8 protein-coding genes are annotated in these 13,210 nt (G+C 68.7%); 4 read left to right on the top strand and 4 right to left on the bottom strand.

Annotated elements, in window-relative coordinates; translation table 11 throughout:
• Positions 1 to 54 precede the first annotated feature (54 nt).
• Positions 55 to 1,044 (top strand): YeiH family protein, encoded by a 990-nt coding sequence (locus tag GYB83_RS03840; RefSeq protein ID WP_228461157.1) that lies wholly within the window; start codon positions 55 to 57, stop codon positions 1,042 to 1,044.
• 31 nt (positions 1,045 to 1,075) lie between these two features.
• Here the strand turns inward: GYB83_RS03840 and GYB83_RS03835 are convergent, their stop codons facing one another.
• Complete coding sequence (locus tag GYB83_RS03835) at positions 1,076 to 2,395, bottom strand: oxygenase MpaB family protein (protein WP_161894232.1); 1,320 nt, start codon at positions 2,393 to 2,395, stop codon at positions 1,076 to 1,078.
• Positions 2,396 to 2,448: 53 nt separating this feature from the next.
• Here GYB83_RS03835 and GYB83_RS03830 point away from each other — a divergent pair, with 53 nt between their 5' ends.
• Positions 2,449 to 3,048 carry a TetR/AcrR family transcriptional regulator gene (locus GYB83_RS03830; RefSeq protein ID WP_228461156.1) on the top strand — a complete coding sequence of 200 codons (600 nt, stop codon included), beginning with the start codon at positions 2,449 to 2,451 and terminating at the stop codon, positions 3,046 to 3,048.
• 28 nt (positions 3,049 to 3,076) lie between these two features.
• Here the strand turns inward: GYB83_RS03830 and GYB83_RS03825 are convergent, their stop codons facing one another.
• From GYB83_RS03825 to GYB83_RS03815, 3 genes are all read right to left on the bottom strand, one after another.
• Positions 3,077 to 3,484 carry a DUF779 domain-containing protein gene (locus GYB83_RS03825; RefSeq protein ID WP_161894231.1) on the bottom strand — a complete coding sequence of 136 codons (408 nt, stop codon included), beginning with the start codon at positions 3,482 to 3,484 and terminating at the stop codon, positions 3,077 to 3,079.
• Positions 3,485 to 3,638: 154 nt separating this feature from the next.
• Positions 3,639 to 5,162 carry an acetaldehyde dehydrogenase ExaC gene (gene exaC / locus GYB83_RS03820; RefSeq protein WP_161894230.1) on the bottom strand — a complete coding sequence of 508 codons (1,524 nt, stop codon included), beginning with the start codon at positions 5,160 to 5,162 and terminating at the stop codon, positions 3,639 to 3,641.
• Positions 5,163 to 5,273: 111 nt separating this feature from the next.
• Positions 5,274 to 6,305, bottom strand: coding sequence for a PDDEXK nuclease domain-containing protein (locus GYB83_RS03815; RefSeq protein ID WP_161894229.1), 1,032 nt, complete (start codon positions 6,303 to 6,305; stop codon positions 5,274 to 5,276).
• Positions 6,306 to 6,647: 342 nt separating this feature from the next.
• Between GYB83_RS03815 and GYB83_RS03810 the strand changes: the two genes are divergently transcribed.
• Both GYB83_RS03810 and GYB83_RS03805 read left to right on the top strand, forming a co-directional pair.
• Positions 6,648 to 9,893: an arabinosyltransferase domain-containing protein gene (locus GYB83_RS03810; protein ID WP_161894228.1), complete on the top strand. Its 3,246-nt coding sequence runs from the start codon at positions 6,648 to 6,650 to the stop codon at positions 9,891 to 9,893.
• Positions 9,890 to 13,207: an arabinosyltransferase domain-containing protein gene (locus GYB83_RS03805; RefSeq protein ID WP_161894227.1), complete on the top strand. Its 3,318-nt coding sequence runs from the start codon at positions 9,890 to 9,892 to the stop codon at positions 13,205 to 13,207. The genes GYB83_RS03810 and GYB83_RS03805 overlap by 4 nt, the downstream gene beginning before the upstream one ends.
• Positions 13,208 to 13,210: the final 3 nt, after the last annotated feature.

The following is a 13,210-nucleotide window of genomic DNA, read 5'->3' as shown; positions in this document are numbered from 1 at the left end:
TCCATGCTCGAATGCGGGGTACCCGAGGACGGTCGGAGGTCCGATCGTAGAAGCATGACGATCCACAAGCCGCAGACCACAGGCGTCCTCCCCGGACTCGGTGTCGCCGTGATCGGCGCCGCCGTGGCGGTCGGCCTGAACACCGCACTGCCCGCGGTGAGCCCCCTGCTGGTCGCCATCTTGCTCGGTGCGCTGTGCGCCAACACTCTCGGTCTCCCCGCGTCGGTGAATCCCGGCCTGGCGTTCGCCTCGAAGAGCCTGCTGCGCATCGGTGTAGCGCTCCTCGGTCTGCAACTCGTCGTCGGCGACATCCTCGGCCTCGGAGCGGGCGTGATCGCCGCCGTGGTCGTTGTCGTCGCAGTCGGCGTCCTGGGCACCCTCTACATCGGGAAGCTGCTCGACGTCCCGTTCGCACAACGACTCCTCATCGCCTGCGGCATGTCGATCTGCGGCGCCGCGGCCGTCGCCGCCGTCGACGGGGTGATCGACGCGAAGGACGAGGACGTCGCCGCGGCCGTCGGCTGCGTCGTCGTGTTCGGCACGCTGATGATCCCGACGGTCCCGCTTCTGGCGGACGCATTCGGGCTGTCCGACGTCGAGGCGGGCATGTGGGCGGGCGGCTCGATCCACGAGGTGGCGCAGGTCGTCGCCGCGGGCGGCATGATCGGCAGCGGTGCGCTCGCGGTGGCGGTGGTCGTGAAGCTCGCCAGGGTGATGATGCTCGCCCCGGTGCTCGCCGTCATCAGTCACCGGCAGCGTGCGCTGGTCGGCGACGGCGGCAGGCGTCCGCCGCTGGTGCCGATGTTCGTCCTCGGTTTCCTCGGCTTCGTGGCCCTGCGATCGTCCGGCCTGATTCCCGATCTCGCGCTCACCGTCGGGGGCGAGCTGCAGAAGATCGCCCTGACCACGGCGATGTTCGCGCTCGGCACGGGGATCCGGATGGACGTGATGCGTCGGGTGGGACCCCGCCCCCTGATCCTCGCTGCGGCGGGCACCGTTCTGGTCGCGACGGTCGCGCTGGTCGGCGTCGTCGCCGCGTCGTGAGAATCGGCCGAGGCCGGGGTTCGCACGAAGGTCAGACCGAGGGAGTGTAGGTCGCGGCGTCGCTCGTGAACTCCGGCTTGCCGTATGTCACGAGGCGTTTGGCGAGGAGTCGGACCAGGTAGCGGTCGATCGGGTCGCGGAGCATCGGGATGCGGTTTCCCGCGCGGACGGCGAGATAGCGGCCGACGATGAACGGCCCGGTCGCGGCGATCCGGGCGACGTCGGAGAGTCCGAGTTCGACGCCCATCCCGGCCGCCGCCGTCCGATTGCCGCCGCAGAATGCGATCGTGAACGCCAGTGCGCTGAAGCTGCGCTCCACGGCGTCGGCCATCCGATCGAAGCGGGAGTCGGAGGGGCGCAGGTATGCCGCCATCGTCGACCGCACGAGGCGGCCACACGTCTCGTCGTCGAATCCGTGGCGCAGGACGGCGGCGCGACCGTGGAAGGCGCGCACGATGTCGTGCGGCTCCGACGGGACCAACTCCTCGGGCAGTCCGAGGAGGAAGCAACGGTAGCGGGCGAACTCGACGAGTGCCCGCTCGCCGCTGGTGAACGTCGTCCGGCCGTCGCGGATCACCCGCTGGGCCTGCAGGTACATGCCGATGAGGCCGGCGGGCATCTGATCGACCTGGGGGACGGGGAGACCGTACACGGCCGCATCCCACTTGTCCGACTTGGTCAACGCGTGGAAGCGCACCATCGAGTGCATGAGGCGGACCATCGCGGCGGCCTCGAAACCGGGCCCGAACCGGTCGAGTGCGCCGGGCATCGCGGTGAGCGCGAAGAAGCTCGTCGTCTCGTTCACCCGGTGCGCGGCACGCGCGCCCGACAGTGCGCCGGTCAGCGCCATCGGCAGCGCCGCATAGGTGTTGGTGAACGTGGCGATGAATGCGCCGCGGGTGATGAACGGCGACAGCAGGGCCGCCTCCACGCGGGCCCGGCGGGCGCCGTCGGCCACCAGCGACATGTCGATCCAGTCGGGCGTCGCCTCGAGGTCGTCGATGAACGCGGTCAGTTCGGCCGGGGCGTCGGCGACCGCGTCGACGCCGTGCCGACAGGCTCGTGTGAGCATGCCGATCAGCTGTTTCATGCTGTGCGACGCCGACAGTGCCGCGTACGCGTCGGCGGGGACGTCGCCGAGGAAGGTCGCGGTCTTCATCAACTCGACGAGTTCGGGATCGTCGAGGAACGGTTCGCGGGCCGCGACCCGGCGGGGCAGTGCGGACTCGACCGCGGGATCGGTGGTGAAGCGTTCGGGGACGGCGTCGAAGTCGAAATCGCCGTACACGGCGGGGAGGCGGTCGCGCTGGCTGTGGACCGTCTCGGCGAGGTGCGGGAAGTACGTGGTCACGCCGCATCCTTTCTCACAGAGTGTGAGTACATGCTCACACTCTGTGAGTTAGCATGTCAAGGGTGACCAGCGGACGACGACGGATGAGCGCTGCGCAGCGCCGCGAGCAGATCCTCGACGTGACGCGTGCGATCGTCCTGGACGAGGGATTCCACGAGGTGACGCCCGGCCGCATCGCCTCGCAGGCCGGTGTCGACAGATCACTCGTCTACCAGCAGTTCGGCGACCTCGCGGGGCTGTTCGTCGCACTGATCGACCGGGAGATCGCCATCGCGGGCGCCGGATTCGCTGCCGCCGTCGCCGCCGTGGCGCACCATCCCGAGCGTTCCGCGTTCGACACCGTCTTCGACGGCGTGCTGGCGTCGATCGACGCCGACCCGTCGGCGTGGAGGCTGTTCCTGTCGCCGCCGCAGGGCGCACCGCCGGAACTGCACGCGCGGCTCGCCGACTCGTCGGCCCTGGTCCGGAAGTTCCTGCAGGATGAGCTCGTCCGTGCCAACCCAGACCTGGCCGATCCCGAACTGACCGCGATCGCCCTGCACGCCGCGGGCAGCGAACTGCTGCATCGCCACGTGCTCGATCCGACGGGGGTGTCCGCGGACCGCCTCCGCGCGTTCATCCCGGCGGCGATCGCCCGCCGGTCCGGGCACTGACGCTCCCCGCTCGTCGAGCGGGGAGACGTCACTCGAAATCCGCTCCGACCTTCGGGGGCGACGCCTCGAGAAGGGCGTTCTCCTCATCGCTGAAGGCGCGGGCACGGGAGAGGAAACGGACTCCTTCCGGCGCCTCGAGCGAGAAGCCCGCTCCCCGGCCGGGAACCACGTCGATGATCAGCTGGGTGTGCTTCCACACTTCGAACTGGTCGCCGCCGATCCAGATCCGCACGCTCGGAAGGGGTTCGGGCAGTGCCACTTCGCCGACGAGGACGTCCCGCTGACCCACTCGGAACTCGCCGACCGGGTAGCACATGGGTGCCGATCCGTCGCAGCATCCGCCCGACTGGTGGATCATGAGCCCGCCGTGGAGTTCGGACAGTTTGGTCAGCAGGTCGACGCCTGCCTGCGTTGCGATCACTCGGTCGGGTGTCATGAGCGCGTCCTCTCACACGGCGGTTGGGACTCGCCCGGACCGGGGTCGCCGGCCCGGGCGAGGGTTCTCGACTGCGCTCGAACGGCTGAGCGCTGCGCTCGAACGGCTGAGCGCTGCGCTCGAACGGCCGAGCGCGGGGATCAGAAGCGGGGGATCAGAAGAAGCCCTTGGCCTCCTGTGCATAGCCGACGAGAAGGTTCTTCGTCTGCTGGTAGTGGCCGAGCATCATCAGGTGATTCTCGCGTCCGACACCCGACTGCTTGTACCCGCCGAACGCCGCGTGCGCCGGGTAGTCGTGGTAGGTGTTGGTCCACACGCGACCTGCCTGGATGTCGCGGCCCGCGCGGTAGGCGACGGCTCCGTTGCGGCTCCACACGCCCGCGCCGAGGCCGTACAGGGTGTCGTTGGCGATGGAGATGGCCTCGTCGTAGTCGGCGAACGGCGCGACCGCGAGGACCGGGCCGAAGATCTCCTCCTGGAAGATCCGCATCTTGTTGTCGCCCGCGAAGACCGTCGGCTGGATGTAGAAGCCGCCGGACAGATCGCCGCCGAGGTCGGCGGGCTCACCGCCGGTCAGGACCTTCGCGCCCTCGTCCTTGCCGATAGCCAGGTACGACTTGATCTTCTCCCACTGATCGCTCGACGCCTGCGCGCCCATCATGGTGTCGGTATCCAGGGGATTGCCCTGCTTGATGGCCTTGACGCGGGCGACGGCCTTCTCCAGGAAGTCGTCGTAGATGCCGCCCTGGATGAGGGCGCGACTCGGGCAGGTGCAGACCTCGCCCTGGTTGAGCGCGAACATCGAGAAGCCTTCGAGGGAACGGTCGAGGAAGCCGTCGTCGGCCGCCATGACGTCGTCGAAGAACAGGTTGGGGCTCTTGCCGCCGAGTTCCAGCGTCACCGGGATCAGGTTCTCGGTCGCGTACTGCATGATCAGGCGGCCGGTGGTGGTCTCGCCGGTGAACGCGATCTTGCGGATGCGGTTGCTCGACGCGAGCGGCTTGCCCGCCTCCACACCGAAGCCGTTGACGATGTTGACGACGCCGTCGGGCAGGAGATCGCCGATGAGACTCATCAGGTACAGGATCGACGACGGCGTCTGCTCGGCGGGCTTGATGACGACGGCGTTGCCCGCGGCGAGCGCCGGGGCCAGCTTCCACGTCGCCATCAGGATCGGGAAGTTCCATGGGATGATCTGGCCGACGACGCCGAGCGGCTCGTGGAAGTGGTAGGCGACGGTGTCCTTGTCGATCTCCGAGATGCCGCCCTCCTGGGCGCGGATCGCGCCCGCGAAGTAGCGGAAGTGGTCGATCGCGAGGGGGATGTCGGCGGCGAGCGTCTCGCGGACCGCCTTGCCGTTCTCCCAGCACTCGGCGACGGCGATCTTCTCGAGGTTCTCCTCCATGCGATCCGCGATCCGGTGCAGGATCAGCGCGCGCTCGGCGACCGACGTCTTGCCCCAGGCCGGTGCGGCGGCGTGCGCGGCGTCCAACGCCAGGTCGATGTCCTCGGCCGTCGAACGAGCGATCTCACAGAACGTCTGACCGTCGACCGGTGAGGGGTTCTCGAAGTACTGGCCCTTCACCGGCGGCACCCAACGGCCCCCGATCCAGTTGTCGTAGCGCGACTGGAAGCTCATGACGGAACCTTCGGTTCCGGGCTTTGCATAGACGGTCATCGGTGTGACTCCTTCATCGTTCGAGCAGCAGTGAAGTGATGTGGAGCACACGTTAGGAGTGTGATGGTTGCAACTGGGTTGCAGACGACGGCATCTGTTGCCGCGAGACCTTCAGAGGTCGATGTCGGCAGGATTGAGTGCGCGTCGGGCGATCCGTTCCCGCGCATCTCGGTAGATCTGGGCGATTCGTTGCTGCAATTCTTCACGCGGCGGCAAGGCAGTCCAGTACTCGGCCACGACGATGCCGTCTTTGTGCATCTCCAGCAATTCGATCTGTTCGCGAGATGTCTCGGTGCACAGAATCAGCCCGAGTGGCGGCTCTTCATCACTGCGTCGTTCGTAGCGGTCGAGCCACTTGAGGTACAGCTTCATCTGCCCCTCGTGCGCGGGCTTGAACTTGCCGACCTTCAGTTCCACCGCGATCAGTCGGTGCAGGGGGCGTGAGTAGAACAGCAGGTCGAGAGCGAAATCGTCGTTGCCGACGGTCATCCGCTTCTGTCGCGCGACGAACGTCCAGCCGTTGCCGACCTCCAAGAGGAATGCCTCCATGTCGCGGACGAGCGCGTCCTCGAGGTCGCGTTCCGCATAAGCGTCCTCAAGCCCGAGGAAGTCCAGGAAGTACGGATCGCTGAACGTGTCCAGGGGTACGGCGGAGCCGCCAGGCGTCTGGGCGTTGGCGATCTCGCGTCGTTCGAATCCCTGTCGGCCGATCAGCTCGCGGAGGGCGCGGACACTGAGTCGCGCATCGAGGGTCTGCTGGATGTAGAAGTCGCGTGCTGTGTCACTGCCCACTGCGATGAGTGTGATGAAATGACTCCAACTCACGTGTCGCGACAGCGTCGCGACACGGTCGCGGTCGGGGAAGACTTGGACGAACTGTCGCATCCGATACAGGTTGGCGCGGTCGAAGCCGCGGCCGTAGCGAGTCGTCAATTGTCGTGACAGCGTCACGACGATCTCGTGCGCGTACTCAGCACGCTGCTCCGCGAGCACCTCTGTGTTGATGAGGTACCCGATCTGCCAGTTCGTCAGGGTCAGTGCGGCGTTCGTTTGCACCGCGACGGTTGTGCGCGTCTGGTCGATCAGCTCAGAGATCCGATCGAACAAATGGGCCGAACCATCAAGTCGTTCCACCGTGTTCATGCCGGGACTACGCTCAGGTCAGCCATTGATCCTCGCCAGAGTGGACAGCGGTGTGGTGGTCGGAAAGAAGCGAACATCGCCGGGCGGGCCGTACGGCTTCGCGAACGAAGAAGCGGCCGGTGGTGAAGGAAGCACGATATCCGTGAGACTGCACTGCGGGTAGGCTCCAACGATCCTCCTTCGACGACTCCGACGGATACAGATTACTTCGCGATTCCGACAGTATTGGTCAGTGCAGAGATCGTGGAACGATCGACGATCTTCGTGAGTTTCATTGCAGACACGTTGCGACATGTGGAGCCCTTCAGGTTTTCCTAAGCGCGACGCCTTAGCATCACCTCGATGTCTACTCGCCGAGAACCCAGCTCCCGGACGTACGCGATCATCGCGGCCGTCGCCGGATCGATCGCGATCGCGGCAGCGGTGCTGACGCCTTTCCTGCCTGTTCAGGAGCGGTCCGCGACGGTGAATTGGCCGCAGGGCCAGACGCTGGATCCGGCGAACGGATCGGTCGTCGCGCCGCTGGTGACACAGACGCCTGCCGGGCTGGACGTGAACGTCCCGTGCGGTGTGCTCCGCGATGCGGCGGGCGACAAGCCGGTCACCGTCGTCGCGTCGATGCCCCCGAAAGCTGAGGGATTCCGCGACAACGCGCTGTCGATCACGGCGTCGCACTCCGGGGTGACGGCGACGGTCCGCGGCGTCGACCTCGTGACCGCGACGCAGGCCGACCTCGCGAAGTGCCGCAGCCTGCACGTGTGGTCCGACGGCCCGACGATGCGCGCGCAGTTCGTGGGCGTCGGACCGTCCGCCACCGATCCTGACGCACAGAAGCCGCAGGTGACGGGCGTCTTCACGGATCTCGACGCGGCGCAGGTCGCCACCGCGCAGACGGCGGGGCTCGCGGTGCGCATCGACGTCGACAACAGGTTCGACGTGACGCCGACGATCATCAAGTGGCTGGTCCTGATCGCGGGTGCGATCGCGGCGGTGCTCGCCCTGTTCGCGGTGTGGAAGCTCGACGCGCAGTCGGGCCATCGTCACCGCTTCTCGCCCGTCGGACGCTGGAAGATCCTGATCCCGAGCGCCGTCGACCTGCTGGTGACCGCTGCCCTGGTGATCTGGCATTTCCTCGGCGCCGGGTCGTCGGACGACGGCTACATCCTCACGATGGGTGCCAACGCGGCCGACGCAGGCTATCTCGGCGACTACTACCGCTGGTTCAACGTCCCCGAGGCCCCGTTCGACTGGTACTACTCCTTCCTCGGCCACTGGGCCGAGATCTCGACCGCCGCGATCTGGATGCGACTTCCCGCCCTGATCGCCGGCCTGGCGTCGTGGTTCATCCTCAGCCGGGTGCTGCTCCCGCGACTCGGCGTCGCGGTCCGTGCGTCCGGCTGGGCCGTCGTCACCGCGGCCGCGGTGTTCGTCGCCTACTGGATGCCGTTCGCGTCGGGTATGCGCAGCGAGGCGATCATCGTCCTCGGCACCCTGCTGACCTGGTGGATGGTCGAACGCGCCGTCGCCACCCGGCGGATCCTGCCCGCCGCCCTCGCCGCACTGTTCGCCGGACTCACCCTCGCGACCGCGCCGCACGGCATCATCGCGATCGCCGTCCTGATCGCGGGTTCGCGACCCATGCTCCGCGTGATCCGCACCCGTCACCGCGACGTCGGACTGCTGCCGCTGGTCGCACCGGTCGGCGCGGCGTTCGCCCTGGTCGTGATGGTGGTGTTCCGCCAGCAGACGATCGCGACCGTCGCCGAGTCGATCCGCGTCCGCTACGAACTCGGACCCACCGCGGCCTGGTACCAGGAACTGCTTCGCTTCTACTTCCTCACCCTGTCGCACGACGACGGGGCCCTCGCCCGCCGACTGCCCGTCCTGGTGCTCGTGCTGTCGCTGCTCGCGACCCTCGCCGTGCTGCTGCGCCGCAAGCACATCCCCGGCATCGCCCGCGGGCCCGTGTGGCGTCTCGTCGCGTCCACCCTGCTGACGATTCTGCTGCTGTCGTTCACACCGACCAAGTGGACCGTCCAGTTCGGCGTGTACGCGGGACTCGGAGCCGCGCTGGCCGCCGTCGTCACCGTGGTGATGGCCCAGCAGGCCCACCGATCGGCCCGCGACCTGTGGATCTACCTCGCCGCGCTGATGCTCGCGTGCGCCGGGGCGACCGCCGGATCGAATGCGTGGGGCTGGGGCTACGACTTCGGGATCTCCTGGTCGGACAAGATCCCCGCGCTCAAGGGCATCCCGGTCCCGACCCTGTTCCTCGGCCTGACCGCCGTCGCGTTCCTCGCGGCGATCTGGTGCCATGTGCGTCCGCCGTCGGCTGAGGAGATCGACCACGACACGCGCCGGCGGACGATCGCGCGGTCGACGCCGCTGCTGGTCCTGGTCGTCGCCGTCCTGCTCGCCGAGGGCGCCTTGTTCGCCCGCGCGGCGGTGAACCGCTCCGACAGCTACTCGACGCTGAGCTCCAACCTGCACGCCCTGCGCGGCGACACGTGCGGCATGGCCGACGACGTCCTCGTCGAACCCGACTCCAACGCGGGCATGCTCGCTCCGATCGGCACCCGCGACGTCAGCAAGGCGCTCGCCGGGGAGTCCGTCGGGTTCACGCCGGACGGTGTCGCCGCCGACCTGACGCCCGAGAACATCGTCCTCGGAGCCGGAACGATCCACACCGGTCGCAAGGTGTCCGCGCCGTTCGTCGTGACTCCGGGAACTCCGGGCACCCTCGGCGGACGCGGTGCGACCACGGTCAACGGTTCGACGGCCGCGCTGCCGTTCGGCCTGGACCCGGCCACCACACCTGTCCTCGGCAGCTACGGCTACGACGACGGCACCGCCCACCTGGTGTCGTCCTGGTACCGGCTCCCCGCGCGGGACGCGTCGCCGCTCCTGGTGATCTCCGCGGCGGGCTCGATCTTCTCCGTCGACCAGGATCAGGCGGCCCGACCCGGCCGGTCGCTGATCGTCGAGTTCGGCACGGGCCCGGAGTTCACGAAGGTCGGACAGTACGTGCCGATCGACCCCGACTGGGGCTCCAACCGGCCGTGGCGCAACCTCCGCATCCCGATGGCCGCGGTGCCCGCGGGCGCCACCGCGATGCGGATCGTCGCCGACGACTCCAACGTCAACCCCGACGAGTGGCTGGCGTTCACCCCGCCTCGCGCGCCCGTCCTCAAGACGCTCGACGCCGTCGTCGGCCACGACACGCCTGTGCTGCTCGACCTGTCGGTCGGCGCGCAGTTCCCCTGCCAGCGGCCGATGACCGCCCGCGACGGCGTCTTCGACCAGCCGAAGTGGCGGATCCTGCCCGACCAGGTGACGGCGGGCTCGAAGTCGAAGTCGTGGCAGGACCGATCCGGCGGCGGAATCCTCGGCGTCACCGGCGGCATCGCCTCCGAGTCGACGGTCTCGACCTATCTGAACAACGACTGGTACCGCGACTGGGGCGCCCTCGTGGCGTTGACGCCGCTGGTTCCCGCCGCGACGCCCGCCCGGGTGAGCGCCTCCGACACGACTGTCTGGGGCTGGAAGCGGTCGGGTCCGATCCGGGCGGTCTCGCCCAGTGAGCAGTGAGTGAAGTGAACAACGTGGAATCGGAACGCTCCACCGGGCCGAGCGCCCGGACCGTGCGGATCGCGAAGATCGTCGCCGTCGTCGCGGGCCTGCTCGGTGTGCTGCTCGCGGCGCTCTCGCCGCTCCTGCCGGTCTCGTACACCAAGACCGAGCTGAACTGGCCGCAGGCGATCGCCCAGGACGCCACGCCCGTCGTGCAGAACGTGGCGGCGCCCAACGTGTCGTACGTGCCGGTGTCGATGGACATCACGGTGCCGTGTCGCCTGGCCGCCGACCTCCCGGCGAACGGCGGCGTCCTCGTCTCGACGGTCCCCGCCGCCGGGACCGAGGCAGGCAAGGTCGGCCTGTTCATCCGCGCCACAACCGACCGACTGCTCGTCACCCAGCGCAGTTCCGTCGTCCTCAACGTGCCGCGCGCCGCGGCCCAGCACACGCCGGACTGCTCGATCGTCGTCCACGCCGACAAGGACGGAACACGCGGCGCGGTGCAGGGTTTCACCGGCGACGGCACCACGACGTTCGACGTCCCCGACCCCAACTCGCGCCCGCAGGTCCTCGGCGTCTTCACCGACCTGCCGAAATCGACGGTCCCCGAGGGCCTGAGCTTCCGCTCGACCGTCGACACCCGCTTCATCTCCAGCCCGACCGCGCTCAAGCGCGCACTGCTGATCATCGGCGTCCTCGCGACCATCGTGTCGATCGCCGCGCTCGCCGTCCTCGACGCGCGCGACGGCAAGAAGCTCCGCCGGATGCTGCCGAAGCTCTGGTGGCGGCCGACCCTGCCCGACGTCGTCGTGACCGGCGTGCTCGCCGTCTGGCTGTTCATCGGCGGCAACACCGCGGACGACGGCTACCAGGTGACCGTCGGTCGCGTCGCGCCCGGCGCCGGATACCTGGACAACTACTACCGCTACTTCGGCGTCCCGCAGGACCCGTTCGGCTGGCACTACCAGTACCTGTCCCTGTGGATGCAGGTCAGCACGTCGGTGCCGTGGCTGCGTCTGCTGCCACTGCTCTTCGGCCTCGCCGGATGGTTCCTGATCAGCCGTTTCGCGCTGCCGCGCCTGGGTCGGGCCGTTCGGACGTCGACGTCGGCGTACTGGGCCGCAGCCCTCGGCTTCATCGCCGTCTGGCTCCCGTTCAACAACGGCCTGCGCGTGGAACCGGCGATCACCGTCGGCGTCCTCGCCACCTGGGTGCTCGTCGAACGCGCCATCGCATCCGGGCGACTGGTGCCGTGGGCGCTCGCCATCATCACCGCGGCGTTCACCCTGACGATCCACCCGGTCGGAGCGATCGCCGCCGTCGCCCTCGTCGCCGGACTGAAGCCGCTGGTCACTCGCCTGCGCGCTCGCCGCGCCAGGGACGGCTGGCTGCCGATGCTGGTGCCGCTCCTCGCGTCCGGCGTCGCCGTCCTGTACGAGATCTTCGCCGACCAGACACTCGCGTCGATCATGGAGGGCGTCCGCGTCCAGGGCGTCGTCGGGCCGACCAACAAGTGGTGGAACGAGGGCATGCGCTACTACGTGCTCCTCAACCCGACGCCAGACGGCTCCATCGCCCGCCGCATCGGCATCTTCGTCACCATCCTGTCGGTGCTGCTCGTGGTGCTGTTGCTGCTGAGCAGGCGACGGATCGCGGGGATGCCGACCGGCCCGCTGTGGCGGCTGGTCGCGGTCACGGCCGGCGCCGTCGTCGTCCTCGCGTTCGTGCCGACCAAGGCCACGCACCAGATGGGCGCCATCGCCTGTCTCACCGGTGTGCTGGCCGCCGCGGCGACGACGATGATCCGCCCGGAAGTGCTGCATCGGCGGTGCAACCGGACGTTCTTCGCCGCGGCCGCCACCTATGCGCTGGCCGTCGCGTTCGCCGGCCGCAACCAGTGGTGGTACGTCGGAAGTTACGGCATCCCGTGGGCCGACGACACCCCGCACTTCGGCCCGCTCGCGCTGTACATGCCGATCTTCGCCGTCGCCGTCGCGCTCACCGGCCTCGGTCTGTGGCAGTACTACCGCGACGACCGCTCCGACCAGCTGGAGCAGACGCAGGAGCAGGCTCCGCTCGGACTGATCGGCCGGATCCCGAGGTATTCGCTGTCGATCGTGTGCGCGATCGTGCTGCTGTTCACGTTCGCGTCCGTCGGTAAGGCCGCACTCGGCGACTCCTGGACGTGGGCGCGGTCGAACGTCGACTCGCTGCGCGGACAGTCGTGCGCGCTCGCCGAGGACGTGCTCGTCGAATCCGATCCGAACGCCGGACTCCTCGCACCCGCCGACATCCCAGGTCAGAAGGGTCTCGGCGTCGCCGATGCGCTGTCCGGCGGAAAGGGCAGGGCCGACGGCTTCAGCCCCGACGGCATCCCGAACCATCTGGAGAGCGACGACGACGAGTCGTCCGACAGCGACACCAGCGCCGCGGCCCAGCAGTCGTCCGACGCGACGGACTCGCAGGCGGGTTCGGCCGACACGGAGGGCGGAACCGTCGGAACGCTCGGCGTGAACGGTTCGTCGGTGAAGCTCCCGTTCGGCCTGGACCAGCGAAAGGTGCCGGTTCTCGGCTCGTACGGGTCGGCGACCGGCCGCGGACACCTGACCTCGGCGTGGTACGGGCTCCCCGCGCGCAGTGCCGACGCGCCGCTCGTCACCATGTCGGTCGCCGGTTCCATCGAGTACCTCGACGACCTGTCGGTGCTCAACAGCGGGCAGTCGGTGCGCCTGGAGTTCGGTCGCGTCGAGAACGACGGCCGGGTGACGACCGTCGCGTCGATGGTCCCGCTGGACGCGGGCGGCACCCCCAAGTGGCGCAACCTGCGGTTCCCGCTCGCCTCGGCTCCGCCGCGCGCGAGCGTCGTCCGGATCGTCGCGGACGACGTGTCGGGTGCACCAGCGCAGTGGCTTGCGGTGACACCGCCGCGCGTCAACAAGCTGGTCACGTTGAACGACCTCGTCGGATCGCAGGCTCCGGTCCTCCTCGACTGGGAGGTGGCGCTCGCGTTCCCGTGCCAGCGTCCCGCGGCGGCCGTCAACGGCGTCCTCGAGGTGCCGGAGTGGCGGATCACGCCCGACGCCGAAGGCGAACGCGTCAACTCTCAGCGCTGGATGGCGGGCGACTACGGTGGTCCGCTCGGCATCACCGAGAACCTGCTGAGGTCGGTGACCAAGCCCGCCTATCTCCGGAACGCGTGGGCCAAGGACTGGGGCACGCTGCGACGCTTCGAGCCGCTCGTTCCCCAGGTCACCGCCCGACTGGACGTCACGACGACCGATCACAACGGCCTCTGGACGCCAGGTCCGATGCGGCCGTACAAGAACTGACGG

This window comes from Gordonia spumicola (assembly GCF_009932475.1).
In the GTDB taxonomy this organism is placed as follows: Bacteria; Actinomycetota; Actinomycetes; order Mycobacteriales; family Mycobacteriaceae; genus Gordonia; species Gordonia spumicola.
The sequence above is the reverse complement of the archived record's forward strand: the minus strand, read 5'-3'. Positions and strand labels throughout refer to the sequence as shown.

Coding starts and splice junctions, on each gene's coding strand:
- GYB83_RS03810 (WP_161894228.1), top strand. CDS start 6,648: ATGTCTACTCGCCGAGAACCCAGCTCCCGGACGTACGCGATCATCGCG.
- GYB83_RS03825 (WP_161894231.1), bottom strand. CDS start 3,484: ATGACACCCGACCGAGTGATCGCAACGCAGGCAGGCGTCGACCTGCTG.
- GYB83_RS03840 (WP_228461157.1), top strand. CDS start 55: ATGACGATCCACAAGCCGCAGACCACAGGCGTCCTCCCCGGACTCGGT.
- exaC (WP_161894230.1), bottom strand. CDS start 5,162: ATGACCGTCTATGCAAAGCCCGGAACCGAAGGTTCCGTCATGAGCTTC.
- GYB83_RS03815 (WP_161894229.1), bottom strand. CDS start 6,305: ATGAACACGGTGGAACGACTTGATGGTTCGGCCCATTTGTTCGATCGG.
- GYB83_RS03830 (WP_228461156.1), top strand. CDS start 2,449: ATGTCAAGGGTGACCAGCGGACGACGACGGATGAGCGCTGCGCAGCGC.